Below are 24264 nucleotides of genomic sequence, written 5' to 3'. Positions count from 1 at the left end.
TAAGCACCGAGTCAGGGCAGCTAAGCCAGCCAGAGCGCAAAGGGGTTCTCGTGGCCGACACCGACGACACCGCAACTCTGAAGTACCCAGGGGGCGAGATCGACCTTGAGGTCGTGCACGCCACCGAAGGAGCCGACGGGATTGCGCTCGGCCCCCTGTTGTCCAAGACCGGCTATACGACGTTCGACAACGGCTTCGTCAACACCGCCTCGTGCAAGAGCTCCATCACCTACATCGACGGCGACGCCGGCATCCTGCGCTACCGCGGCTATCCGATCGAGCAGCTCGCCGAGAAGTCGACCTTCATCGAGGTCAGCTACCTGCTCATCTACGGCGAGTTGCCGAACAAGGAGCAGCTCGACGAGTTCACCAACCGGATCCAGCGGCACACCATGCTGCACGAGGATCTGAAGCGCTTCTTCGACGGCTTCCCGCCCAACGCCCACCCGATGCCGGTGTTGTCCAGTGTGGTGAACGCCCTGAGTTCCTACTACCCCGATGCCCTGGACCCGGTGGACAACGGTCAGGTCGAGCTGTCGACCACCCGCCTGCTGGCCAAGCTGCCCACGATCGCCGCGTACGCCTACAAGAAGTCGATCGGGCAACCGTTCCTCTACCCGGACAATTCGCTGAGCCTGGTGGAGAACTTCCTGCGGATGACGTTCGGCTTGCCGGCCGAGCCGTACCACGCCGATCCCGAGATCGTCCGGGCGCTGGACATGCTGTTCATCCTGCACGCCGACCACGAACAGAACTGCTCGACGTCGACGGTGCGGTTGGTGGGCTCGTCGCGGGCCAACCTGTTCACCTCCATCTCCGGCGGCATCAACGCGCTGTGGGGTCCGCTGCACGGCGGCGCCAACCAGGCGGTGCTGGAAATGCTCGAGCAGATTCGCGAGAGCGACGACGACGTCGGCGAATTCGTCCGCAAGGTGAAGAACCGCGAGGCCGGCGTCAAACTGATGGGCTTCGGTCACCGCGTCTACAAGAATTACGACCCGCGGGCGCGGATCGTCAAGGAACAGGCCGACAAGATCCTGGGCAAGCTCGGCGGCGACGACGACCTGCTGGACATCGCCAAGCATCTCGAAGAGGCCGCGCTCACCGACGACTACTTCGTCGAGCGCAAGCTCTACCCCAACGTCGACTTCTACACCGGCCTGATCTACCGGGCCCTGGGTTTCCCGACCCGGATGTTCACGGTGCTGTTCGCGCTGGGGCGGCTGCCCGGGTGGATCGCGCACTGGCGTGAGATGCACGACGAGGGCGACAGCAAGATCGGCCGCCCGCGCCAGATCTACACCGGGTACACCGAGCGCGACTACGCCACCATCAACGACCGCTAGCCAGCACCGCCATCGCGGCGTTGTGGCCGCCGATGCCCGAGACCGCTCCGCCGCGGCGGGCGCCCGAGCCGCACAACATGATTCGATCATGCGCGGTGGCGACCCCCCATTGCCGCGCCGGTGTGTCCAGGGGGTCGTCGTCGTCGGCGAACGGCCACGTCAGGCCGCCGTGGAAGATGTTGCCCGCGGTCATGCCCAGGTTGCGGTGCAAGTCCAGGGTGGTCGTCGTCTCGATGCACGGCCGGCCCTGCGCATCGTTCATCAGAACATCCTGAATCGGCTCCGCCAGAACGGAATTCAGTGACGCCAGCACCGATTCCGTCAGTCGGTCACGCAGGGCGCCGGAGTAGCTGCCGTCGAACAGCGAGTGCGGGGTGTGCAGGCCGAACACCGTCATCGTGTGGGCGCCGGACCGGGCCAGCTCCGCCGACAGGATGCTCGGATCGGTCAGCGAATGGCAATACGCTTCGCAGGGCAGCGGATTCGGGATGTGCCCGCCGAGCGCGCGCGAGTACGCGCTGCCCAGTTGGGTCCAGGTCTCGTTCGCGTGAAACGTCCCGGCGAACGCCTGCTCGGGTGTGACGCCGCCGTCGCGCAACCGGGGCAGGCGGCGCAGCACCATGTTCACCTTCACCTGTGCGCCCTGGGCCGGGGGTGCCGGCCGCTCGCCGAGCAGGCCGGACAGGACCGTCGGTGTGACGCCGGCCAACACGAACCGGCCCCGGACCGCGTGCTCTTTCTCGCCGCAGCGGTAGTGCACCCGACCGTCGGGATCGACCGCGAAAACGTCTGCGCCGGTGATTATTTCGGCGCCGTTACCGCAGTTCGCCGACGCCAGGGCCGCGGTCAGCGCGCCCATCCCGCCGACGGGCACGTCCCAGTCCCCGGTGCCGCCACCCAGCACGTGATAGAGGAAGCAGATGTTCTGCCGCAGCGAAGGGTCGCCGAGGGGGGCGAATGTGCCGATCAGCGCGTCGGTCGCGATGACGCCGCGGACCAGGTCGTTGCCCACCGCGTCGGTGATGGCGCGGCCGATCGGCTCGTCAACCATGGCACGCCACGCGGCCGCCGCGTCGGCATCGCCGCCGTCGATCACGTGCCGGCGGGCCTGCTCGCGGGTGCGCAGCGGCTGGAGCAGCGTCGGCCAGAGCCGTTCGGTCACCACCCGGCAGCGTTGGTAAAAGGCGGCGAAACGGCCCTCGTCTTCGGCGGCGCCGATGGCGCCGAACGTCCCGGGGCGCCCGACCAGCAGCCCGCTGCGGCCGCCGGTGCCGGGATCAGGTGTGTATGACGAATACGGGCGGCGGGCCAGCCGCACCGCGGCGCCCAGATCGTCGAGGATGCGGGCCGGCAGCAGGCTGATCAGGTAGGAGTAGCGCGACAACCGAACCCCGACGCCGTCGAAGGCCTGCGCCGAAACCGCGGCCCCGCCGAGCCGGTCCAGCCGCTCCAGCAACCGCACCCGCAGGCCCGCCCGGGCCAGATAGCCGGCCGCGACCAGCCCGTTGTGGCCGCCACCGACGACTATGGCATCGAAGGCGTCGACGTCGCTCAGTTCAGGTAGCCCTCGACCTCGTCGGGCGGGCGCACCTGCGCCTCGCGCGGGTCACCGCCGGTTTCGCGCAGCGCGCGGCGCTGCCGCAGCAGGTCCCAGCACTGGTCGAGCTCGACTTCGACTCGGCGCAGGCGATCCTGCTCCTCCGACGTGCTGATCTCGCCCTGCTGCAGCTGCGACCGCAGCGTTTTCTCCTCGTCGACGAGGCTGCGGATGTAAGCCAGGGTTTCGCTGTCGGTCGGTTTTCTGCCGTTTCCCATCGCTCCAGTGTGCCCGACCCTGCGGGCGCCGCCGCGTCGAATCGGTAGGCTGCATATCGCCTGCAAAACGAAAGTGCGGGTGGCTAATGACCGAGGGGGCCATAGTGGGGTTAGGGGTGGATTTGCGGCAAGCGCCCGCAGATACCGACTTGGGATCGGATCCGGAATTGCGCGAGCACTCGCTCGGCCTTCCATGGATGATTGCTGTCATGGTTATTCCGTTGCTGATTGCGGCAATCGGTTACGGCGGGTTCGAGCGACCCCGATCCGCTCATGGCCCGGCCGGTGCGGCGCCGACGAGCAGGGCCGCCGCTCCGAAGCTGTCCCTGGCGCCGCTCTCAATTACCCGCAACGGCAATAGCTTTACCCTCAGCGGGGATTTCCCCGACGACTCCGCGAAAGCCGCGTTGCTGAGGGCTCTTAATGGGGCGCTGCCGCCGGGCGTCAACATCGTCGACCAAATACGCATCAATCCCAATATCGACGCGCTCGACTTCGCAAAAGCGGGACCATTTTTCAAAGACAGCGCCCCGATTCCCGATTTCAGTCTCACGGTGAGCGGGGACACCATCACCTTGGCCGGCACCGCCGCATCGCAAGACCAAAACAACACCGTCCACCTGGAAGCGGTGCGCATCTGGTCCAATCTCAACGTCGTTGACAAGCTTGTCATTAACGGCCAGGCCCCGCCCCCCGCGGCGCCCGCCGCCATGCAGTGCAACGACCTGCAAGTGGCGATCACCGCTGTGATGGGCGGTCCGATTACGTTCGCAAATGACGGATTCAGCCTGACCGCGGCCGAGGAGCCGATACTGGCCCAGGTGTCGGACAAGCTCAAGGCGTGTCCGGCCGCGCATGTGACGCTCAACGGCTACGCCGACAATTCGGGCGTCGAGGCGATCAACATTCCATTGAGCACCCAGCGGGCCCAAAAGGTCGCCGATTTTCTTGTCGCCCATGGCGTCGCAGGCCCCCAGCTTGTCGTCAAGGGCCTTGGTTCGGTGAACCCCATCGCGTCCAACGACACGGCGGAGGGCCGAGCCAAGAACCGTCGCGTCGAAATCGTTGTCAGTTAAGGAGACCGGCATGGATTTCGTGATCCAGTGGTTGTGGTACCTCGTCGCTTTCGTGGCGGGTTCGGCCGTTGCGCGGGTGATCGCCAACATCATGAACAAACGCGTCGACGTTGACGAAGTTCCTGCCGCCTCGGGTCGCGGAACAGGTCGCGAGCGATGAGCCACGTGCACTGGTTGCTCTTCGGCCTGTCGTTCGTGATGGGTTTGGCGTTGACGCTCGCGCTCGCGGTGCGCCCCGTCAAACGTCCGATACCGGCGGCGGCCCGGGCGGATGGGTTGGCAGCCGCCGCGGATGTCGAGCCCGAGCCCCCCACGACGAGGATTCCGGCCCCGTATGAGTTCTTCGCGATCGATGTCCCGGCCGACGACGACCCGCTGACAACCACGATCCCCGTCGAGCAGGACTCGCCGACGGCTGTGATTCCCGTCGAGGAACCCCCGACGACCGCGATCCCGGTGGAGCAAGAGCCGGCGGCGGAGCTTCCAGTCACGGATGAGTCACTGGCGGGGGAGACTCCCGTCGAGCAAGAACAACCCGTGACGATGATCCCGGTTGAGGAACACCCGACGCTCGCAATCCCGGTGGAGCAAAAGCCGCCGGCCGCGGAGCCTCCTGTCGAGGACGAGCCTTCGGCTGCCGAGGTCCCCGTCGCCAAAGCATCGCCGGTCATGGACCTCCTCGCTGTGCGAAAACACCCGACGCCAATCATTCCGGTGGAGCAAGAGCCGCCTGCCGCGGAGCTTCCGGTCGTGGATGAGCCATCGGCTGCGGAGCTTCCGATCGTGGAGGAACGACCGGCCACTGAGATCTCCGTCGCCGAAAAGTTGCCGGTCACGGATCTCCCCGCGGAGCGAGAACACCCGACGATTGCAATCCCGGTGGAGCCAGAGCCGCCGGCCGCGGAGCTTCCCGTCGCGGAAGAACCCACGGCCGCTGAGCTTCCGGTCGCGGAGGAGCCTTCGGCCGCGGAGCTTCCGGTCGTGGTGGAGCCAGAGCCGCCGGCCGCGGAGCTTCCGGTCGTGGATGAGCCTTCGGCCGCGGAGCTTCCCGTCGCGGAGGAGCCTTCGACTGCCGAGGTCTCCGTCGCTGAAGAGTTGAGGGCCCAGGAGATTCCTGCGGAGCAAGAACAACCGACGCCAATCATTCCGGTCGAGCAAGAGCCGCCGACGGAGCTTCCCGTCGCGGAAGAACCCACGGCCGTTGAGCTTTCCGACGCGGACGAGTCGCTGACCACTGAGATCCCCGTCGCGGAAGAATCGGCGGCCGCTGAGCCTCCCGACGCGGACGAGTCGCTGACCACTGAGATCCCCGTCGTGGACGAGCCCACGACGCCTCTGGAAGCGGAAAAGCCGCCCAAGACTAGGTTCTCGTTCATCAGGCGGTTCCTGGCCAAGAGGGCCGCGGCGGCCCAAGAGGTGAAGGCCGAGCGCCCGGCCCCGAAGAAGGCCGCGCCGAAGAAGGCACGCCCGCCGGCCAAAGGGGTACCGCCAAAGAGGGTTCCGGGAGCGCGGAAGGCGCCGCCGCGGAAGGTCCCACCCGGCAAGAGGATTCCGCCCGGCAAGAGGGATCCGGGCGTCAAGGGGCGCCCGGTGAAAAAGGCGCCGGCCGGCATGCGTCCGCCGCCGAAGAAGCTGCCGGCCGCCGCGGAGTCGCCCAGCTCGTGGACGCCAGTCTTGCCGTACGAGCCCTACGGCCCGGGTTCGGCCCGCGCCACCCCGGACGGCGGCGGACCGGCGGGTTGGCTGGTGAAGGGGCGTTCGGACACCCGGCTTTACTACACGCCCGAGGACGAGACCTACGACCCGACCGTCGCCCAGGTCTGGTTCAAGGACGAAGAGTCCGCGGCGCGGGCCTGTTTCACGCCGTGGCGCAAGAGTTCGAGGAAGTGACCCGCGGCCGAACGTGGAGTTATTGCGCCAAAAGGGCGTGATTTCGCGCAACAACTCGACGTTCGGCGCAGCGTCAGCTCGGCGCGGGGATGCGCAGCAGCAGGCGCGCGCCGCCCAGGGGGCTGTCCTCCAGCGAGGCCGTCCCGCCGTGCAGGTGGGCCTGCTGGGCCACCAACGCCAGCCCCAGGCCCGAGCCCGAATGCGAGGCGGTCGACCCCCGCGAGAACCGCTCGAACACCACGTGGCGCTCGGCCTCCGGAACCCCGCTGCCGTTGTCGTCCACTGCGATTTCCACCCCGGCCCGCGAGCTGACCGCCGACAGCTGAACCCGGGTCGCGCCACCGTGTTTGACGGCGTTGGCGATCGCGTTGTCGACCGCCAGCCGCAACCCGGCCGGCAGCCCCACGATGATGCAGGTCGGCGACGGCACCAGCGACACTTCGAGTTCCGGATAGACGCGCATGGCGTCGTGCGCGGCGCGGTCGAGCAACTCAGTGATGTCGACCGGCACCTGATCGTCCGACGTCGACAGCTGGCCCTGGGCCAACCGCTCCAGCGCGCTCAGGGTGGCCTCGATGCGCGACTGGGTGCGGATGACGTCGTTGAGCACTTCCTTGCGCTGGTCATCGGCCAGGTCCAGGGTGGACAGCACCTCGAGGTTGGTGCGCATCGCCGTGAGCGGGGTGCGCAGCTCGTGGGAGGACACCGCAGCGAAGTCGCGCGCCGATTCGAGCGCCTCCTTGGTCCGGATCTGCTCGTCCCAGATGCGCTGCAGCATGCCTCGCATCGCCTCGGCGATCTCGACGGCCTCGCTGGCACCGTGCACTTCGACGCGCGGCGCCTCGTCTCCGGCGTCGATCAATCGGGTCTGCTGGGCGAGCTGTTTGAACGGGCGCACCGCGAACACGGCCAGCAGCCACGCGAACACCGCCGCCGCGCCGATCGCGAATCCGCAGATCAGCATCACGCGGCGGTGCAGGTTATTGGTCTCGGCCATGGTGGCGTCGTACGTCGCGCCGACGGCGAGCGAACTCGGCCCGGGTCCGGGAATCTCCACCGTCCGGACCCGGTAACGCACCCCGTTGACGTAGGTGTCGCCATAGTCGACGTCCAGCTTGGGCAGCGTGACGTCGGAATTCGACTTGACCAGGTTGCCGCGGCGAATCGTCATGATGGCGTCGCGATCGTTGGGCGAACGCGGGATTTCGTCGAGGCCGCGGGGCAGGAAGGGGATCGCGAAACCGGCCGCCTCGTCGAGCCGGCGGTCGAGCCGTTCCTTACGGTCGTTGGTGATTCCAACCCAGACCACGGCGCCGACGATGAGCACCGGAATCGCGGCGCCGATGGCCGTCGCGAGTACCACCCGGGTCCGCAGCGAGGGCGTACGGGCGAAAATCCGGGACAGGATCTTCATGACGGTGTCACCTGTTCACTGCATGGCTACTGCATTCGCAGCACAAACCCGACTCCGCGGACGGTGTGCAGCAGCCGCGGGCCGCCGTTTGCCTCCAGCTTGCGGCGCAGGTAGCCGATGAACACGTCGACGACGTTGGTGTCGGCGGCGAAGTCGTACCCCCACACCAGCTCCAGCAGCTGCGCGCGGGACAGCACCGCGGTCTTGTGCTCGGCCAGCACCGCCAGCAGGTCGAACTCCCGCTTGGTCAGGTCGACGTCGACGCCGTTGACGCGGGCCCGGCGGCCGGGGATGTCCACCTCCAGGGGCCCGACGGTGATGGTTTCCGAGGACGACGACGCGGTGGACCCGCGGCGGCGCAACAGCGCCTTGACCCGCGCGACCAGCTCGGCCAGCACGAAGGGCTTGACCAGGTAGTCGTCGGCGCCGGCCTCGAGCCCCGCCACCCGGTCGTCGACTGAGCTGCGGGCGGACAGCACACAGACAGGCACATCGTTGTCCATCGCTCTCAGCGCCGTGACGACGCTGACGCCGTCCAGGACGGGCATGTTGATGTCGAGCACGATCGCGTCTGGGCGCGTCTCGGTGGCGCTGCGCAAGGCCTCGGCGCCGTCGACCGCCGTCGACACCTCGAAACCGGAGAGGCGCAGGCCACGTTCCAGCGAGGCGAGCACGTCGGAGTCGTCGTCAACGACCAACACCCGAGGCGAGGTGGCACCAGTGTCCATGCGGCCCATTGTGCCGGATCGCTGCTTTCGGCGGTGGGAGGCGCGACTTGGCGCGAGCGGACGCAACTGCCCCCTAAAGCGGTCCCGATTAGGGACTTTTGCGCCAGCTCGCCGTTGTCAACGGCGCCCCAGGCCGCTCAGCTGCACTGCCAGCTGGCGTCGCACGCCGGGGACGCGAGCGGCCAGGCGCATTCCCGAATTGCGGATCGGCCGCAGGGGGCGGGGCAGGGTGGAGATGCGGGTCAGCCTCCCGGTCAGTTTGAGCACCTGCTCGGCCCGCCCGCGCTGGGCGGCGGCGTAGGCGTCCAGCGCGGCGTCGGAACCCCCGCGCAGGACCTCCGCGAGCGCGCCGGCCAACGAAATCGCGTCGGCGATGCCAAGGTTCATGCCCTGGCCGCCGGCGGGGCTGTGCACGTGGGCGGCGTCGCCGGCAAGCAGCAGTCGGCCGGCCCGGTAGCTGTCGGCGACGCGGTGGTGGATGTGGAACCGCGTCCCCCACAGCAACTCGGTGACCTTCAACTCGCCGGGCCCGAAGCCCCGGGTGTCCAGCAGGCCCTGGACGAATTCCGCCGAGGGTTCCTTCGGTGCGTCCGCGATCGGAGCGACGATGCGGAAGATGTCGCCGGGCAGCGGCGCCAGCACGTTCAGGCCTTCCCGGGCGTAGAACAGGATCACCTCGTCGCGGGGCGCCTCGCCGGCCAGCCGGACGTCGGCGAGTGCGAACGATTCGGTGAATTCGCCGCCGGTGAAACCGATTCCGGCGTGTTCGCGGACCGTGCTGTGCATGCCGTCGGCCCCGACGACATAGCCGGCCCGGATGGTCTCGCCGTCCTCGAATGTGGCGGTGACGCCGTCGGTAACCGGGGTGAGGCGGCTCAAGGTCTTGGGCCGGATCACCTCGCCGCCCAGTTCGTGCAGGCGCTCGAGCAGCAGCCGTTCGGTGTCGGCCTGCGAGAGCATCAAGGTGTACGGATGCTTCGTCGGCAGCTCGCTGAAGTCGACGGGCATGAGGATGCCCCGGCCCTGCCGGATCGTGAATCGCGGCGCGATCAGCCCCGCGTTGACCATGCGCCGGGCCACGTCGAGATCCTCGAGCACCTCCAGGGTGCGGGCGTTCACCGCGGCCGCGCGGGTGGTGTTCTGCCCCTCGGCCAGCCTGTCCACCAGGACCGTGCGCACCCCGCGGGCGATCAGCGAAGCGCCGAGCGCGAGGCCGGTGGGCCCGGCGCCGACCACCAGGACGTCGGTGTCTTTCATGGTGGGCTCCTCTCGTTTCAAGTCAACGCTTGTTGGCATAACTTCATGCTGGCGCGGCCTAGCGCAAAAGTCAACAGTTGTTGGCCTACAATCGTTGACATGAGGAGATCGTCGGAAGAAACCAAGGCGGCCATCCTGACGGCGGCCCGCGAGCGGTTCGGCGCGTCCGGGTTCCAGGCCGCCACCATCCGGGCCATCGCCGCCGACGCGGGCGTCGACCCCGCGATGGTGATGCGGTACTACGGCAGCAAGGACAAGCTGTTCGCCGCGGCGGCGGACTTCGACCTGAGGTTTCCGGACTTGGCCGCGGCCGACCGGACGCAGGTCGGGCGGACCGTGGTTCGGCACTTCCTCGAACGCTGGGAGGGCGACGAGGCGCTGGTCATCCTGCTGCGCTCCAGCGCCACCAACGGCGAAGCCGCACAACGGATGCACGAGATCTTCGGGGCCCAACTACAGCCGCTGGTCGCCAACCTGGTGCCCGCCGGGGAATCCGGTGTGCGGGCCGGGCTGATCGCCACCCAGATCCTCGGTATGGCACTGTGCCGCTTCGTGTTACGGCTGCCTCCGGTCGTCGAGATGACGCGCGACGAGATCGTCGAATGGCTCGGGCCGACGATCCAGCGCTACCTCGGGCTGCCCGACGACGGCACCGCCGAGACATAAACCATTGCAACGGTTTTCGGCGTGTCGTGTGCGTGGCTTATGTGTCGCGGGCGCAGCGGATTCAGGGCAGCCCGATACGACGGTAGCGCCGCAACCGGGCGTCCAAACGCTCGGCCGGCGGCGTCTCGCGCAGCGACTGTACCTCCGCGGCGATGGCGCGCGACAGTCGTTGGCTGAACTCGACCGGCTCGTCTGCGGCGTCGGGATGCTCGGGCACGATGGCGTCGACGATTCCGGACGCCAGCAGGTCCGCCGACCGAATCCCTTGTGCCCCAGCAAGTTCGGGAGCGTGGGCGATGTCGCGGAAGACGATCGCGCTGGCTCCCTCCGGCGGCAGCGGCGCCAGCCACCCGTGCAGCGCGGCCAGCACCCGATCGGCGGGCACCATCGCCAGCGCCGGTCCGCCGCTGCCCTGGCCCAGCAGGACCGACACCGTCGGGGTCTCCAGCGTGACGAGCTCGGCCAGGCACTGGGCGATCTGGCCGGCCAGCCCGCCCTCCTCGGCCTCGGCCGACAGCGCCGGTCCGGCCGCGTCGATCAGCAGCACCAGCGGCAGGCGCAGCCCGGCGGCCAGGGCCATGCCGCGCCGGGCCTCGCGCAGCGCCGCGGGCCCGACGAGCCCGCCCGTGACGCGCTGCTGCCCGAGGACCACGGCGGGCTGGCCGTTGAAGCGGGCCAGCGCCAGCAGGGTGGTCGCGGCCTCCCCGCCGCCGGTGCCGGACAGCAGCACGCAGTCGGTGGCGCCGTGTCGCAGCAGAACGCCGACACCCGGCCGGTCCGGCCGTCGGGACGCCACGACGGAGTCCCACGCCGGCACCTCGGGCGTCGGCTCGGGCGGCTCCGGATCGGGCAGCGGCTCGGGCGCGTCGGCGATCACCCGCAGCGCGCGATCCAGCGTGCGGCGCAGCTCCTCGAGCGCGACGACGCCGTCGATCACCCCGTGGCGCTGCAAGTTCTCCGCGGTCTGGATGCCGGCCGGGAAGGGTTCGCCGTAAAGCAGCTCGTACACCCGGGGCCCGAGAAAGCCGATCAGGGCGCCCGGTTCGGCGACGGTGATGTGGCCGAGCGACCCCCACGAGGCGAACACCCCGCCGGTGGTCGGGTGGCGCAGGTAGACCAGGTAGGGCAAGTGCGCGCGCTTGTGCAGCGTGACGGCCGCCGCGATCTTCACCATCTGCAAAAACGCGACCGTGCCCTCCTGCATGCGGGTGCCGCCGGAGCTCGGCGACGCCAGCAGCGGCAGCCGCTCGGCCGTCGCCCGTTCCACGGCGGCGGTGATTCGCTCGGCCGCGGCCACGCCGATCGAGCCGCCGAGGAAGTCGAACTCGCACACCACTACCGCCACGCGGCGCCCGGAGATGCGGCCCTCGCCGGTGAGCACCGCTTCGTCCAGGCCGGTGGCGGCGCGCGCGTCGGCGAGCTCCCGCGCGTAGGAATCCGAGACCGGGACGGCCATCGGATCCCTGTCCCAATTGACGAAAGAGCCCTTGTCGAGCACGGCATCCAGCAGCTGTCCGGTCGTGGTGCGAGTCACGAAACGAGGCTATATACAGTGGGTTAATGATCGGCGTGACCCAAACCGAAGCCGTTATGACCATCGAGCTGCAGCGCCCCGAGCGCCGCAATGCCCTGAATTCCCAGCTCGTCGACGAGCTGCGGGAGGCCATCCAGAAGGCCGGCGACGACGGATCGACCCGCGCGATCGTGCTGACCGGCCAGGGCACCGTGTTCTGCGCCGGCGCGGACCTGTCCGGGGACGCGTTCGCCGCCGACTATCCCGACCGGCTCATCGAGTTGCACAAGGTGATGGATGCGGCGCCCATCGTGGTGATCGGGGCCATCAACGGCCCCGCCATCGGCGCCGGTTTGCAGCTGGCCATGCAATGCGACCTGCGGGTCGCCGCGCCGGACGCGTTCTTCCAGTTTCCGACCGCGAAATACGGCCTGGCCCTGGACAACTGGAGCATCCGTCGGCTGTCCTCGCTGGTCGGCCACGGACGGGCCCGCGCGATGCTGCTGACCGCGGAGAAGCTCACCACCGAGGTGGCGCTGCAAACCGGAATGGTCAACCGCATCGGGACGCTGGCCGACGCCCAGGCCTGGGCCGCCGAGGTCGCGGGCCTGGCGCCGCTGGCGATACAGCACGCCAAGCGGGTGCTCAACGACGACGGTGCTATTCAGGAAGCCTGGCCGGAGCACAAGGAGCTCTTCGATAGGGCGTGGGCCAGCCAGGACGTCATCGAGGCGCAGGTCGCGCGAATCGAGAAGCGACCACCGAAGTTTCAGGGAGCCTGACAGTAATGCCGCGGGGGGCGCTACGACTGGCTGCCGGCTCGGCCTCGCTGGCGGCCGGCGGTTGGTTGGTGCGCGCGCTGCACGGCGCCCCGGCCGCCCTCGGCGCGTCTCCCGCCGCGATCCGGGCGGTGGCGGAGGCGTCGCCCCATTACTCAGACGGGGAGTTCGTCAACCTCGACCCCGCCTCGATCTACAAGATGGACCGCGAGGAGTTGCGGCTCATCGTGTGGGAGCTGCTGGCCGGGCGCGGCGGCAGCCGGCCGAAAGCACCGATCCCGTTGGCCGCGCCGGAAATCTTCGGCGGCGCCGCCAGCCGGCTGGCCGTCAGCTGGTTCGGCCACTCGACGGCGCTGGTGGAGATCGATGGTTACCGGGTGCTCACCGATCCGGTATGGAGCGACCGATGCTCGCCGTCGGACGTCGTCGGGCCGCAGCGGCTGCATCCGCCGCCGGTGCAATTGGAGGGGCTGCCCGCCGTCGATGCGGTGGTGATCAGCCACGACCACTACGACCACCTCGACATCGACACGGTCATCGCGCTGGCACACACCCAGCGGGCCCCCTTTTTCGTGCCGCTCGGGGTCGGCGCCCACCTGCGCGCGTGGGGAATTCCCGAGCACCGCATCATCGAGCTCGACTGGCATCAGGGCGCCAAGCTGGACGAGCTCACCGTGATTTGCATGCCGGCGCGGCACTTTTCGGGTCGTTTCTTCGACCGCAATACGACTCTCTGGGCTTCCTGGGCTTTCATCGGCCCGAGTCATCGCGCGTATTTCGGCGGCGACACCGGTTACACCAAGAGCTTCGCCCAGATCGGGGCCGACCACGGCCCGTTCGACCTGACCCTGCTGCCCATCGGGGCGTACAACACGGCGTGGCCGGACATCCACATGAACCCGGAGGAGGCGGTTCGGGCGCACCTGGACGTCACCGACTCGGGCTCGGGACTGCTGGTTCCCATTCATTGGGGAACGTTCCGGCTGGCCCCCCACCCCTGGGCCGAGCCCGTCGAGCGGGTGTTGAAGGCGGCTGAGCCCGTGCACGTGGAGGTGGCGGTGCCCGTGCCGGGCCAACGCATCGATCCCGCCGCGCCCCGCAGATTCAACCCGTGGTGGCGGCTCTGAGTTCCTCACCGTCCGGGGGTGCAGGCTGCCTGCGCTCGTAGAGCGTCACGCAATCGTGTTGACCCCACCACTGGACCGGCTGACGGCAATTGACCGCAGTCCAATGTGTGTCGAGTATGAGGTGCATTTGATCATCGCCGGTGGCGCCGCCCCGGGCGTCGCCGACGTAAATCACGCGACTCCCTCGGTAGGCCAGCAAGGTGCGCGCGCCGACGTCCTCGCCAAGGGGTGGCCAGGAAAGGAACAGCGTCCTGTCGGGGTGCAATGCCATCGCTTCTGCGCAATCCTTCGCGCTGATCCTGACGTAGGCGTGGTCGCCATGCCACTTGTCGCTGCCTGCGTTCACGTCATAACAGACGACATCGACGCCCAGCTGCTCGAGCAGGTAGGCCCAATAACCCGTGCCCGCGATCGGATCGACCAGGCCGCCGTTGGCGTGCTTGGCCACGAACGCCACCGTCTCGGGGTCGGGGATGGTCCAGCAGTACTGTTTGACGAGCCTTTGCCGATTGGGGGTGCGGGCAATGCTCTCTTCGACGCTTCGGTCCAAACGGTATTCACCGACTACCGGGTTCCCCCGGAAACTGTCGGCCTCGACGCGATCTTTGACGGCTTCCCAGTAGGGATTGTCGATGTCGAATACCTTTCGGCGCCCTTCCCTGTAAATAATGTGGCTCCGTGTCGTGTCGGCGGCAGGTCGAAGAGGTTAAATCGATTGTCATTCCGAGCTGGGTCATTGTCACGCGCCGTACGCGCCGCGCTTCGTCGCCGCGCTAAAGTCCGGCCATGGTGAAACACGCGGCGACGGCCGCTCTGGCGCTGGCCTTCTTCGCGTTGACGGGGTGCCGGTCCGCCCCACCGGCGCCCGCGCCACCGCCCGCGCCGTCTGGCGCGCCGCCCAACGAGGTGTCGGGTGTTGAGATACCCGCCGGGCGCATCGACGACACCATCACGAAGGTCGACGGCCTGGTCGGCGACCTGATGAAGCGCACCGGCATCCCCGGCATGGCCGTGGCGATCGTCCATGGCGGAAAGACGGTATATGCCAAAGGGTTTGGTGTCAGGGATGCGGGCAAGGGCGACGCACAAGACAACAAGGTCGACGCCGACACCGTCTTTCAGCTCGCGTCGGTGTCGAAATCGGTCGGTGCGACGGTGGTGGCACACGAAGTCAGCGGCAACGTCGCCGCCTGGGACACGCCCTTGGTATCCAAGCTGCCGTGGTTCGCGCTGAGTGATCCCTATGTCACCGGCCACGCGACGATCGCCGACCTGTATTCGCATCGTTCCGGGTTGCCCGACCACGCCGGTGACAAGCTCGAGGATCTCGGCTACGACCGCCGGCAGGTGCTCGAACGGCTGAAGTACTTGCCGCTCGCACCGTTTCGGAACAGCTACGCCTACACCAACTTCGGCGTCACCGCCGCCGCCGAGGCGGTGGCGGCCGCCGCGGGCAAACCGTGGGAGGACCTCTCCGACGAGGTGCTGTACCGACCGCTGGGTATGGCGGCCACGAGTTCGCGCTTCGCTGATTTCATCGCCAGGCCGAACCGCGTGGCCAACCACGTCAAGGTTGGCGACAAGTGGGAGCCGCGGTTTCAACGCGATCCGGATCCCCAGTCGGCCGCGGGCGGGGTGAGTTCGTCGGTCAATGACATGGCGCACTGGCTGATCATGTTGCTGGGCAACGGAACTTATCAAGGTCAGCGCATCGTGTCACCCGAAGCGCTGCTGCCCGCCACCACTGCGCAGGTCGTGTCGGCGCCCGCGACCACACCCACGGCGCGCTCCGGGTTCTACGGGTACGGTTTCAACGTCTCGGTTGCCTCGTCGGGCCGCACGGAGTACAGCCATTCCGGCGCTTTCTCGTTGGGGGAGGCGACGAACTTCGTGGTGATGCCGTCCGCAGACCTGGGCATCATCGCGCTCACCAACGCCGCACCCATCGGCGCGCCGGAGACGCTGACCGCCGAGTTCATGGACCTGGTGCAGTACGGCCAGATTCGCGAGGACTGGGCCGAGAAGTACGGGCAGGCGATGGGTTGGATGAACAACCCCGAAGGCTCGCTGGTCGGCAAGCAGCCCCCGGCCGACCCCGCGCCGCCCAGACCGCTCAGCGACTACGCGGGCGTCTACGCCAGCGACTACTGGGGCCCGGCCGTCGTGACCGCACACGACGGCGCGCTGCAGCTGTCGCTGGGGCCGAAGAATCGGACGTTCCCGTTGGCGCACTGGGACGGTGACACGTTCACCTTCCCGGTGACCGGCGAAAACGCGCCGCCGGGAACCATGTCCACAGCCGTCTTCGCGGGCAATACCCTGAACCTGGAATACTTCGACTCCGACAAGCTGGGGACCTTCACCCGATGATCGCGGGCCTGACCGATGCCGGGGTGGCACAGCGGGTAGCCGCGGGTAAGAGCAACGCCGTCCCGGAACGTGCCACCCGCAGTGTCGCGGCGATCGTTCGGGCCAACGTCTTCACCCGGATCAACGCGATCCTGGGCGTACTGCTGGCGATCGTGCTGGTGACGGGCTCGGTCATCAACGGGCTGTTCGGTCTGCTCATCGTCGCCAACAGCGTCATCGGCATGGTCCAAGAGATCCGCGCCAAGCAGACGCTGGACAAGCTCGCGATCGTCGGGCAGGCGAAACCCTTGGTGCGCAGGGAATCCGGCACTCGAACGCTGCCGCCAAGCGACGTCGTGCTCGACGACATCATCGAGTTGGGCCCCGGGGACCAGGTCGTCGTCGACGGCGAGATCGTCGAGGGGGAGAACCTCGAGGTCGACGAGTCGCTGCTGACCGGCGAAGCGGACCCGATCATCAAGGCCCCGGGCGACGCGGTGATGTCGGGCAGCTTCGTCGTCACCGGCATCGGCGCCTACCGCGCCACCAAGGTCGGCCCGGAGGCCTACGCCGCCAAGCTCGCCGAGGAGGCCAGGAAGTTCAGCCTGGTGAAATCCGAACTGCGCAATGGGATCAACCGCATTCTGCAGTTCGTCACCTACCTGTTGGTGCCGGCCGGCCTGCTGACGATCTACACGCAGTTCTTCACCACGCACGCCGGCTGGCGGCAGTCGGTGCTGCGGACGGTCGGTGCGCTGGTGCCGATGGTGCCCGAGGGCCTGGTGCTGCTGACGTCGGTGGCGTTCGCGGTCGGGGTCATCCGGCTGGGGCAACGCCAATGCCTCGTGCAGGAACTGCCCGCCATCGAGGGCCTGGCGCGGGTCGACGTGGTGTGCGCCGACAAGACCGGCACCCTCACCGAAAGCGGTATGCGGGTCGCCGAGGTCGTCGAGGTTGGCGACCCGCCCTCCGAGGCGGTCGCCGACGCGCTGGCCGCGCTGGCCGCGCAAGACGCCCGCCCCAACGCGAGCATGCAGGCCATCGCCGCGACGTATGACCGGCCACCCGGGTGGACGCCCACCGCCGCCGCGCCGTTCAAATCGACCACCAAGTGGAGCGGCGTTTCCTTCGGCGAGCACGGCGACTGGGTGCTCGGCGCGCCCGACGTGCTGCTCGATCCGGCGTCGGCCGAAGCCGAACGGGCGGAGGAGATCGGGGCGCAGGGGCTGCGGGTCCTGCTGTTGGCTCGATCCGAGTCGGCGGTGGATGATCCCGCGGCGCCGGGCCGGGTCACGCCGGTCGCGCTGGTGGTGCTCGAGCAGAAGGTGCGCCCCGACGCCCGCGACACGCTGGACTATTTTGCAGCCCAAGATGTTTCGGTCAAGGTGATCTCCGGCGACAACGCGGTTTCGGTTAGTGCCGTCGCGGGCAAGCTCGGGCTGCGGGGCGACGCGGTGGACGCGCGCCGATTGCCCACCGAACCGGCGGAACTGGCCGACGCGCTGGACGACCACACCACCTTCGGCCGGGTGCGGCCCGACCAGAAGCGCGCCATCGTGCGCGCCCTGCAATCACACGGCCACACCGTCGCGATGACCGGCGACGGCGTCAACGATGTGCTGGCCCTCAAGGACGCCGATATCGGTGTCGCGATGGGCGCCGGCAGCCCTGCGTCGCGCGCGGTTGCCCAGATCATCTTGCTGGACAACAGATTTGCCACGCTGCCGTATGTGGTCGGCGAGGGCCGGCGGGTGATTGGCAACATCGAGCGGGTCGCCACCCTGTTCCTGACCAAGACGGTGTACTCGGTGCTGCTGGCGCTGCTGGTGGGCATCGAATGCCTGCTCGCCAAACCCCTCCACGCCGACCCGCTGCTTTACCCGTTCCAGCCGATCCACGTGACTATCGCCGCGTGGTTCACCATCGGGATCCCGTCGTTCATCCTGTCGCTGGCGCCCAACAACGAACGCGCCTACCCGGGCTTCGTGCGCCGGGTGTTGACCTCGGCGCTGCCGTCCGGACTTGTCGTCGGCGTCGCGACTTTCGTCTCCTACCTGTTGGCCTACCACGGCCGCCACGCCACGTTCCGACAGCAGGACCAGGCGTCGACCGCGGCGCTGATCACGTTGCTGGTGTGCGCGCTCTGGGTGCTCGCGGTGGCGGCGCGTCCCTACCAGTGGTGGCGGGTGGCGCTGGTCGTCTTCTCCGGCCTGGCGTACGTGGTGATCTTCAGCATCCCGCTGGCCCAGCAGAAGTTCCTGCTCGACCCGTCCAATCTGGCGGTGACGTCGACCGCGCTGGGGCTCGGGGTGCTGGGCGCCGCCGCGATCGAGGCGACGTGGTGGATCCGGGCCAGGATGCTGGGGGTGCAGCCGCGGCTGTGGTGCGAGCCGGTGACGGCCGCCAAGTAAAATTCCGGGCGAATCCTCGGGGAAGGGACACGCAGATGGGATTCCTGGACAAGGCCAAAGACCTGTTGTCGCAAAACGCCGACAAGGTCGAGACGGCGATAGACAAGGCGGGCGAATTCGTCGACGACAAGACGCAGGGCAAGTACTCCGACACCATCCACAAGGTGGCCGAAGAGGCCAAGAAGGCGGCCGATGCTGCCGCCGACAACGACCCGCAGAACTGAGCGCATGGCGAAACTATCTGGATCCATCGACGTACCGCTGCCACCCGAGGTGGCCTGGAAGCACGCCTCCGATCTCTCGCGGTACAAGGACTGGCTGACCATTCATAAGGTGTGGCGCAGCACGCTGCCCGACGACATCGACAAGGGGACGGTCGTCGAGTCGATCGTCGAGGTCAAGGGCATGTACAACCGGATCAAGTGGACGGTGGTGCGCTACAAGCCACCGGAAGGGATGACCCTGAACGGGGATGGCGTCGGCGGCGTCAAGGTCAAGCTGATGGCCAAAGTGCGGCCCACCGACGACGGCTCCATCGTCGGATTCGACGTGCACCTCGGCGGTCCGGCGCTGTTCGGGCCGATCGGCATGATCGTCGCCGCTGCGCTGCGCAGCGACATCAACCAATCGCTGCGCAACTTCGTCAGGGTGTTCACGGCGCCCGATCCGGGCATGAACGGCCACGGGGGCGCCCGCCGCTGACCTCCCCGCCGATGAGTTTCCGCATCGGCTCCAGTCGATATGTGCGAACCCCACAGACGGGGCCAGGACACCCGACAATAAGGAGAGGTCATCGTGCCCATCCGTGACGGCGCGCCATTGGGCGCGCCCTGCTGGATCGATTTGACGACATCGGATCTCGACCGCGCCCAGGACTTCTACGGCACGGTCTTCGGCTGGACGTTCGAGTCCCCCGGACCCGAGTACGGCGGATACATCAACGCCGCCGAGGACGGCCACCAGGTCGCCGGCCTGATGGCCAACCGGCCCGAGTTTGGCTCGCCGGACAGATGGGTCACCTACTTCCACACCGCCGACATCGACACGAGCATGTCGGCGGCGACCGCGGCGGGGGGCGCGGCGTGCATGGGGCCGATGGAGATTCCGGCCAAGGGCCACATGGGCCTGGCGACCGACCCGGCCGGCGCGCTCTTCGGGCTGTGGCAGCCGTTGGAGCACCGCGGCTTCGAGGTGATCGGCGAGGCCGGCTCCCCGGTGTGGCACCAGTTGACCACCCGCGAATTCGCCGCCGCGGTCGACTTCTACGGCGGGTTGTTCGGGTGGCGCACCGAGGGAGTTTCCGACACCGACGAATTCCGTTACAGCACCGCGTTGTTCGGCGGCCAGCAATTGCTCGGCGTGATGGACGGCGCGCGCTGCCTGCCGGACGGCGTCCCGTCGAATTGGACGATTTTCTTCGGTGCCGAGGATGTGGACAAGACGCTGCGGGTTATCGCCGACAACGGCGGCGCGGTGGTGCAGGCGGCCGAGGACACCCCCTACGGCCGGTTGGCCGCGGCGACCGACCCGACGGGCGTCATCTTCAACCTGTCTTCGCTGCAGAGCTAGCGCGGCCGGGCGTTGGTCACACCGGCGCGGCGGCGAGTCAGCTAATCTCCCAACCATGACTCGCCGCCTGCGCCCTGGTTGGCTGGTGGCGTTTTTCGCCCTGCTCATTTCGGCCAGCGCCTGGCTGCCGTGGCTCACGACGGCGGCGGGCGGCGGCGGCTGGGCCAACGCCATCGGGGGCGCCCACGGCAACCTGGAACTGCCGAGGGGCTTCGGTGCGGGACAGCTCATCGTGCTGCTGTCTTCGACGCTGCTGGTGGCCGGGGCGATGGTGGGACGTGGCCTGTCGGTAAAGCTGGCTTCTGTTGCCGCGCTGGTGATTTCGCTGCTCATAGTGGCGCTGACGGCGTGGTACTACAAGCTCAACGTCAACCCGCCGGTGTCGGCCGAGTATGGACTCTACGTCGGCGCCGTCGGCGCCGGCTTTGCGGTGGCGTGCTCCGTGATTGCGGTGATCGCGGCGCTGGCCTCCGGGCGACCGGACCGCTGAGGCATCACGCAGACGGGAACTGGTGCTTACCCGAGCCGGTGCTGTCCTCGGGCTCGTTGACGCCGAACACGAAGGGCGCGAACACGACTTCGCGGCCGTCCGGGTCGCGATAGGTGACCGCACCCGTCGCCGCCCAGTACGGGTGCTGGTCCACCGGTGCCAGGCCCGCGGCCTGCAGGGGCGCGACCGCCGCCCGCTGCGACTCCCGGTCGGGGAAGTACAGGCACAACTGTTCGTGGGGATCGACGGCGACGGGCTCGACCGACTCGACGATCTCCAGCGTCAGGTTCCAGCTGGGCAGGCCGAAGATGGCGCCGTTGCTGCCGTAGCTGGCCTCGAACGTTTCGTAGAGCGGCAGCCCGACCAGCTCACGGTAAAACCGCACTGTCTCTTCGAAGTTCGACGAGCGCCGGGCGAAGCGAATGGAGCCGAGCGGCGCCAAGTGCGGGGGCCAGTGCGTTGCCCGATGGTTGGATCCGGGATACATCGTCACAGCCCCAGCCCGCTGGCCGCCGACTCCGCAGTGTGCCACCGCCGCAGCTGATCGCCGGGCGCCCACGTGGAATGCGTGCCGCTGGAAATGCGTTCGGGGAGTTGGAGTTTGCACACCGGGCCGTCACCGATGCGGGCGGCGTCGAAGACCACGCAGTAGGAGGCATCGGCATTCATGTCGGTGGTCAGCGTGACGAGGTAGCCGTCGTCCTCACCGGTTGCGCCGATCCGCGGCGCCATGGCGGTCTCGCTGCCGTAGACACCCTCGCCGAAGGAGATGCGCTCCTGGCTCCCGGTGTGCAGATCGTGTTTGACCAGGCCGTCGAACAGGAACCAGCCCGGTCTGCCTGTGGCGGCGTAGGTGTACCGGTAGTCGCGCGCGGCGTAGCCGGGATTGATGGTGCCGAACTCGGTGATCGATTCCGACAGTTGCTCTTCTTTCACCGCGCCGGTCACCAGGTTGAAGCGCCACCGGTGCAGCCGGGCCTGCAGGCGATCCAGCGCCAGGAAGCGAAAGAGCTTGTCCCACTTGGCTCCGCCGGTGTCGAGCGGCTGGGGATCGCCTTCGAAGAAGCCGTCGAGCACGATCTCGTCGCCGTCCTCGTAGGCGTTGACGAAGTGCAGCACAAAGGTCGGGTCCGCCTCGAACCATCGGATGTCGTCCGTCGAGCCCCGGCGGGGCAGCACGGCGAAGCGCGACGGAATGTCGGGATGGAAGCGCGGCAGGTGCACGTCGTGCTCGAGCAGCCGCGGATCCCAGAACAACGGAAAATCGTTGAGTATCACGTAGTTTTCGGTGAACGCCATGTCGTGCGGCAGCCGCGGGCCGGGCAGCGGGATGTCCACGTAGTGGACCAGCTCGTCGCTCTCGTCGACCACGCCGTAGCGCATGTAGGGCTCTTGCTTGCTGTAGTTGAAGAACAGCAGCTCACCGGTCTCGCTGTCCACCTTCGGATGCGCCGACACGCCCCAGTCGGTGGGGAAGCGCCCGTTCCAGGTCTCCTTGCCGAGGGTGTTGGCGGAGTACGGGTCGAGCCGGTACAGGTCGCCGCACTGGTAGAAGCTGGTCAGCGCGGTACCGCGGTGGACGATCACGTCGGTGCTCGACGCGTCCTTCATCCGGGTGCGAGCCCCCCAGCCGTCCTCCCGTTTGGCCAGTTGCACCGCCTCGGCCAGGCCCGGCCACAGCGGTTCGCCGGCCTCGTTCTCCGCCAGGAATCCATCCGTGCGGACAAAGCGATTGCGGTAGAAGGCCTTTCCGTCGCGAAACCCGACGACGTGCAGCATGCCGTCGCCGTCGAAGGGGTGATAGGTCTTGAGCGCCGGGTGCAACGGGTTCTCGGTGTTGCGCAGGTAGACGCCATCCAAATCGCGGGGGATTTCGCCCTCCACGGCGGTGAGGTCGTCGGCGTCCCACTCCATCGTCTGCGGGCGCCAGGGGCCGGTCCGGTAGGGGTGGTCGTCGTCCTCGGGCAGGGTCGACAGGAACTTGCCGACGATTTCAACATCCATGGTTACGAACCTTCGGTTGCACTCACGACGAAGCTGACGGTGGTGGCGGTGCTGCCGCCGAAGTTCAGGGTGCCGAACGTCCTCGCGTCCTCGACCTGGTAGTCGCCGGCCGCGCCGCTGACCTGCTTGGCCGCGTCGAGCAGCATCCGCACGCCGGAAGCCCCGACGGGGTGACCGCCACCGATCAGTCCGCCGCTGGGGTTGATGGGCAGCCGGCCGCCGATCTCGATCTCGCCGTTTTCGATGGCCTTCCACGACTCGCCCGGGCCGGTCAGCCCGATGTGGTCGATGGCGAGGTATTCGCTGGGCGTGAAGCAATCGTGCACCTCAAACCCGTCGAGGTCGTCGAGCGCCACCCGCGCGCGGCGCAGGGCATCCAGGACCGCCGCCCGCACATGGGGCAGCACGTACGGATCGTCGGCGGAGTGGTCGAGCTTCTGCCGCAGACCCAGCCCGACCGTGCGGTGTCCCCAGCCGTCGATGCGGCCGATCGGGCGCGCGTCCGGGTGGTCGCGCAGATATGCATCGTTGACCAAAACCACCCCCGCGCCGCCGTCGGTCATCTGGCTGCAGTCGAATCGGCGCAGCCGGCCCTCGGTGACGGGGTTGGTCGCGTCGTCGTCGGTGATCGGGTCGGGAACCGTCCATCCGCGCGTTTGGGCGTTGGGGTTGCGCCGCGCGTTGGCGAAGTTGAGCTGCGCGATGGCGCGCAGATGCGTGTCGTCCAAGCCGTAGCGCCGGTCGTACTCATTGGCGATCTCGGCGAACATCGACGGCCACAGGTAGCGCGCGCCGGCCCCTTCGTGACCGGTCCAGGCGGCGGCGCCCAGATGCTGAGCGGCCGTGTCGCCCGGCACCGTCTTCTCCAGCTCGATCCCGATCACCAGCGCGGTGTCGTACGCGCCCGACCGCAAATCGGCCATCGCCGCCAGCGCCGCCACGCTGCCGGACGCGCACGCGGCCTCGTGCCGCGAGGCCGGGGTGTCCCAGAGTTCGTCGCAAACCGTGGCCGGCATCGCCCCCCAGGTGACCCTGGCTCGCGAACATCTCGCCGAAGGCATTGCCGACGTGGACGACGCCGACATCGGCGGCGTCGATTTTCGCGGCGGCGAGCGTGCTGTCTGCGACCTCGGCGGTCAATGAGGCGAAGTCGCGGGCTTCCCTGGTGAGGTTGCGGGCGAAATCGCTTTGGTAGCCGCCCAGGATCCACACACCTGCCGAGCCGTCCATACGCGGAACGCTACTCCGCGGGACCCGTAAACGAGGGCGGCCCCGTCGGCTCTCGGGCTGAACCGACGGGACCTAGACGGGCGCGAAGGCCGGCCGACGCGCACGCCTCTGTTGGATCATTACCAGCCGGAGCGGTTGACAAACATTACGAAATAACGGGACCGCGGACCCGAGAATGCCTGCTGAGCTGGTTCAATTCGCCTTTGCGCTACTCGGGGGTGTCGCTCGGCTATCAGGTCACCTCGATCGTGGCCGGTTCGCTTGCGCCGATCATCGCCGTTCGCCTGCTCGAAACGTACAAGTCCTCGGTGCCGATCGCTTGGTACCTGGCGGCCACCGCGGCGGTGAGCGCGGTCGCCGCCCTGGCCGCCCGCGAGACCAAGGGCATCGACCTGGCGGCCGTCGACCTCGCCGACGCCGCGGCCCTCCAGGGCGACGCGACCACACCCGCGCCGCACGCAGATGGACCGGAACCGACGGAGCTTGTCGAGGGTCCCGTTTAGCCGTGGCGCCGCCCCTGAACAGCGCAAAGGCGAATTGAACCAGCTCAGCAGGCATTCTCGGGTCATCGGTCCCGTTATTTCGTAATGTTTGTCAACC

Annotated in this window: 21 protein-coding genes and 3 pseudogenes; 14 read left to right on the top strand and 10 right to left on the bottom strand. The window is 68.1% G+C overall.

All coding sequences use genetic code 11. The annotated features are described in order from the left end of the window. Window positions 1-50 precede the first annotated feature (50 nt). The gene (locus tag A5787_RS07755) at window positions 51-1346 is read left to right on the top strand and encodes a citrate synthase (RefSeq protein ID WP_066964110.1); all 1296 of its coding nucleotides are present in this window, start codon (window positions 51-53) and stop codon (window positions 1344-1346) included. On the opposite strand, the gene A5787_RS07750 is transcribed toward A5787_RS07755, so the two are convergent. Both A5787_RS07750 and A5787_RS07745 read right to left on the bottom strand, forming a co-directional pair. After that, entirely contained in the window at window positions 1333-2901 is a 1569-nt protein-coding gene (locus A5787_RS07750; RefSeq protein ID WP_156763815.1) for an NAD(P)/FAD-dependent oxidoreductase, read from the bottom strand. The two genes, A5787_RS07755 and A5787_RS07750, sit on opposite strands and share 14 nt — an antisense overlap. After that, on the bottom strand, window positions 2898-3161 hold the full coding sequence (locus A5787_RS07745) for a DUF2630 family protein (RefSeq protein WP_066964104.1): 264 nt from the start codon (window positions 3159-3161) through the stop codon (window positions 2898-2900). Before A5787_RS07745 ends, A5787_RS07750 begins: the two co-directional genes overlap by 4 nt. A gap of 104 nt (window positions 3162-3265) precedes the next feature. Between A5787_RS07745 and A5787_RS07740 the strand changes: the two genes are divergently transcribed. The 3 genes and pseudogenes from A5787_RS07740 to A5787_RS26480 all read left to right on the top strand — a co-directional run. After that, window positions 3266-4237 (top strand): OmpA family protein, encoded by a 972-nt coding sequence (locus A5787_RS07740; RefSeq protein ID WP_369829092.1) that lies wholly within the window; start codon window positions 3266-3268, stop codon window positions 4235-4237. 10 nt (window positions 4238-4247) lie between these two features. Further along, window positions 4248-4397 carry a hypothetical protein gene (locus A5787_RS27655; RefSeq protein ID WP_197506983.1) on the top strand — a complete coding sequence of 50 codons (150 nt, stop codon included), beginning with the start codon at window positions 4248-4250 and terminating at the stop codon, window positions 4395-4397. Between the two features lie 1508 nt (window positions 4398-5905). Then, window positions 5906-6127 (top strand): annotated as a pseudogene (locus A5787_RS26480) (hypothetical protein); the annotation flags it as partial. Between the two features lie 73 nt (window positions 6128-6200). Here A5787_RS26480 and A5787_RS07730 read toward each other — a convergent pair. From A5787_RS07730 to A5787_RS07720, 3 genes are all read right to left on the bottom strand, one after another. Beyond that, window positions 6201-7541 carry a HAMP domain-containing sensor histidine kinase gene (locus A5787_RS07730; RefSeq protein WP_066964095.1) on the bottom strand — a complete coding sequence of 447 codons (1341 nt, stop codon included), beginning with the start codon at window positions 7539-7541 and terminating at the stop codon, window positions 6201-6203. 26 nt (window positions 7542-7567) lie between these two features. Beyond that, window positions 7568-8278 carry a two-component system response regulator PrrA gene (gene prrA / locus A5787_RS07725; RefSeq protein WP_156763814.1) on the bottom strand — a complete coding sequence of 237 codons (711 nt, stop codon included), beginning with the start codon at window positions 8276-8278 and terminating at the stop codon, window positions 7568-7570. Window positions 8279-8386: 108 nt separating this feature from the next. Next, the gene (locus A5787_RS07720) at window positions 8387-9526 is read right to left on the bottom strand and encodes an NAD(P)/FAD-dependent oxidoreductase (protein ID WP_066964089.1); all 1140 of its coding nucleotides are present in this window, start codon (window positions 9524-9526) and stop codon (window positions 8387-8389) included. A 99-nt stretch (window positions 9527-9625) separates the two neighbouring features. Between A5787_RS07720 and A5787_RS07715 the strand changes: the two genes are divergently transcribed. Beyond that, the gene (locus A5787_RS07715; protein WP_066964085.1) at window positions 9626-10192 is read left to right on the top strand and encodes a TetR/AcrR family transcriptional regulator; all 567 of its coding nucleotides are present in this window, start codon (window positions 9626-9628) and stop codon (window positions 10190-10192) included. Between the two features lie 61 nt (window positions 10193-10253). Here the strand turns inward: A5787_RS07715 and A5787_RS07710 are convergent, their stop codons facing one another. Further along, window positions 10254-11726 carry a carboxyl transferase domain-containing protein gene (locus A5787_RS07710; RefSeq protein WP_066964082.1) on the bottom strand — a complete coding sequence of 491 codons (1473 nt, stop codon included), beginning with the start codon at window positions 11724-11726 and terminating at the stop codon, window positions 10254-10256. A gap of 26 nt (window positions 11727-11752) precedes the next feature. Here A5787_RS07710 and A5787_RS07705 point away from each other — a divergent pair, with 26 nt between their 5' ends. Both A5787_RS07705 and A5787_RS07700 read left to right on the top strand, forming a co-directional pair. Further along, window positions 11753-12487 carry an enoyl-CoA hydratase gene (locus A5787_RS07705; RefSeq protein ID WP_066964079.1) on the top strand — a complete coding sequence of 245 codons (735 nt, stop codon included), beginning with the start codon at window positions 11753-11755 and terminating at the stop codon, window positions 12485-12487. A gap of 5 nt (window positions 12488-12492) precedes the next feature. Next, the gene (locus A5787_RS07700) at window positions 12493-13611 is read left to right on the top strand and encodes an MBL fold metallo-hydrolase (protein ID WP_066964076.1); all 1119 of its coding nucleotides are present in this window, start codon (window positions 12493-12495) and stop codon (window positions 13609-13611) included. Here A5787_RS07700 and A5787_RS07695 read toward each other — a convergent pair. Further along, the gene (locus tag A5787_RS07695) at window positions 13589-14161 is read right to left on the bottom strand and encodes a hypothetical protein (protein WP_066964073.1); all 573 of its coding nucleotides are present in this window, start codon (window positions 14159-14161) and stop codon (window positions 13589-13591) included. The genes A5787_RS07700 and A5787_RS07695 overlap by 23 nt on opposite strands. Window positions 14162-14397: 236 nt before the next feature. On the opposite strand from A5787_RS07695, the gene A5787_RS07690 reads away from it, so the two are divergent. The 6 genes from A5787_RS07690 to A5787_RS07665 all read left to right on the top strand — a co-directional run bounded on the left by A5787_RS07690 (window position 14398) and on the right by A5787_RS07665 (window position 20430). Continuing rightward, complete coding sequence (locus tag A5787_RS07690) at window positions 14398-15981, top strand: serine hydrolase (protein WP_066964070.1); 1584 nt, start codon at window positions 14398-14400, stop codon at window positions 15979-15981. Beyond that, the gene (locus A5787_RS07685) at window positions 15978-18371 is read left to right on the top strand and encodes a cation-translocating P-type ATPase (RefSeq protein WP_066964066.1); all 2394 of its coding nucleotides are present in this window, start codon (window positions 15978-15980) and stop codon (window positions 18369-18371) included. The genes A5787_RS07690 and A5787_RS07685 overlap by 4 nt, the downstream gene beginning before the upstream one ends. A 35-nt stretch (window positions 18372-18406) precedes the next feature. Then, the gene (locus A5787_RS07680) at window positions 18407-18595 is read left to right on the top strand and encodes an antitoxin (RefSeq protein ID WP_066964063.1); all 189 of its coding nucleotides are present in this window, start codon (window positions 18407-18409) and stop codon (window positions 18593-18595) included. Window positions 18596-18599: 4 nt separating this feature from the next. Next, the gene (locus A5787_RS07675; RefSeq protein ID WP_066964060.1) at window positions 18600-19073 is read left to right on the top strand and encodes an SRPBCC family protein; all 474 of its coding nucleotides are present in this window, start codon (window positions 18600-18602) and stop codon (window positions 19071-19073) included. A 93-nt stretch (window positions 19074-19166) separates the two neighbouring features. Further along, the gene (locus A5787_RS07670; RefSeq protein WP_066964057.1) at window positions 19167-19940 is read left to right on the top strand and encodes a VOC family protein; all 774 of its coding nucleotides are present in this window, start codon (window positions 19167-19169) and stop codon (window positions 19938-19940) included. A gap of 55 nt (window positions 19941-19995) precedes the next feature. Then, window positions 19996-20430, top strand: a complete 435-nt coding sequence (locus tag A5787_RS07665) for a hypothetical protein (protein WP_066964053.1) — start codon at window positions 19996-19998, stop codon at window positions 20428-20430. Between the two features lie 4 nt (window positions 20431-20434). Here the strand turns inward: A5787_RS07665 and A5787_RS07660 are convergent, their stop codons facing one another. From A5787_RS07660 to A5787_RS07650, 3 genes and pseudogenes are all read right to left on the bottom strand, one after another. Beyond that, complete coding sequence (locus A5787_RS07660) at window positions 20435-20917, bottom strand: VOC family protein (protein WP_066964050.1); 483 nt, start codon at window positions 20915-20917, stop codon at window positions 20435-20437. Between the two features lie 2 nt (window positions 20918-20919). Then, the gene (locus A5787_RS07655; RefSeq protein WP_066964047.1) at window positions 20920-22434 is read right to left on the bottom strand and encodes a carotenoid oxygenase family protein; all 1515 of its coding nucleotides are present in this window, start codon (window positions 22432-22434) and stop codon (window positions 20920-20922) included. A 2-nt stretch (window positions 22435-22436) separates the two neighbouring features. Further along, window positions 22437-23664 (bottom strand): annotated as a pseudogene (locus tag A5787_RS07650) (acetyl-CoA acetyltransferase). Between the two features lie 191 nt (window positions 23665-23855). Between A5787_RS07650 and A5787_RS07645 the strand changes: the two are divergent. After that, window positions 23856-24167, top strand: a pseudogene (locus tag A5787_RS07645) (MFS transporter); the annotation flags it as partial. Window positions 24168-24264: the final 97 nt, after the last annotated feature.

This window comes from Mycobacterium sp. 852002-50816_SCH5313054-b (assembly GCF_001667185.1).
Classification (GTDB): Bacteria; Actinomycetota; Actinomycetes; order Mycobacteriales; family Mycobacteriaceae; genus Mycobacterium.
Note: the sequence above shows the minus strand (reverse complement) of the source record. Positions and strands in the feature narration are given on the sequence as shown.

Excerpts from the sequence above, each read along its gene's own strand:
- A5787_RS07655 (WP_066964047.1), bottom strand. The coding sequence starts at position 22,434 with ATGGATGTTGAAATCGTCGGCAAGTTCCTGTCGACCCTGCCCGAGGAC.
- A5787_RS07705 (WP_066964079.1), top strand. The coding sequence starts at position 11,753 with ATGATCGGCGTGACCCAAACCGAAGCCGTTATGACCATCGAGCTGCAG.
- A5787_RS07745 (WP_066964104.1), bottom strand. The coding sequence starts at position 3,161 with ATGGGAAACGGCAGAAAACCGACCGACAGCGAAACCCTGGCTTACATC.
- A5787_RS07665 (WP_066964053.1), top strand. The coding sequence starts at position 19,996 with ATGACTCGCCGCCTGCGCCCTGGTTGGCTGGTGGCGTTTTTCGCCCTG.
- A5787_RS07675 (WP_066964060.1), top strand. The coding sequence starts at position 18,600 with ATGGCGAAACTATCTGGATCCATCGACGTACCGCTGCCACCCGAGGTG.
- A5787_RS07685 (WP_066964066.1), top strand. The coding sequence starts at position 15,978 with ATGATCGCGGGCCTGACCGATGCCGGGGTGGCACAGCGGGTAGCCGCG.
- A5787_RS07715 (WP_066964085.1), top strand. The coding sequence starts at position 9,626 with ATGAGGAGATCGTCGGAAGAAACCAAGGCGGCCATCCTGACGGCGGCC.
- A5787_RS07700 (WP_066964076.1), top strand. The coding sequence starts at position 12,493 with ATGCCGCGGGGGGCGCTACGACTGGCTGCCGGCTCGGCCTCGCTGGCG.
- A5787_RS27655 (WP_197506983.1), top strand. The coding sequence starts at position 4,248 with ATGGATTTCGTGATCCAGTGGTTGTGGTACCTCGTCGCTTTCGTGGCG.
- A5787_RS07660 (WP_066964050.1), bottom strand. The coding sequence starts at position 20,917 with ATGTATCCCGGATCCAACCATCGGGCAACGCACTGGCCCCCGCACTTG.
- A5787_RS07730 (WP_066964095.1), bottom strand. The coding sequence starts at position 7,541 with ATGAAGATCCTGTCCCGGATTTTCGCCCGTACGCCCTCGCTGCGGACC.
- A5787_RS07680 (WP_066964063.1), top strand. The coding sequence starts at position 18,407 with ATGGGATTCCTGGACAAGGCCAAAGACCTGTTGTCGCAAAACGCCGAC.
- A5787_RS07720 (WP_066964089.1), bottom strand. The coding sequence starts at position 9,526 with ATGAAAGACACCGACGTCCTGGTGGTCGGCGCCGGGCCCACCGGCCTC.
- A5787_RS07690 (WP_066964070.1), top strand. The coding sequence starts at position 14,398 with ATGGTGAAACACGCGGCGACGGCCGCTCTGGCGCTGGCCTTCTTCGCG.
- prrA (WP_156763814.1), bottom strand. The coding sequence starts at position 8,278 with ATGGGCCGCATGGACACTGGTGCCACCTCGCCTCGGGTGTTGGTCGTT.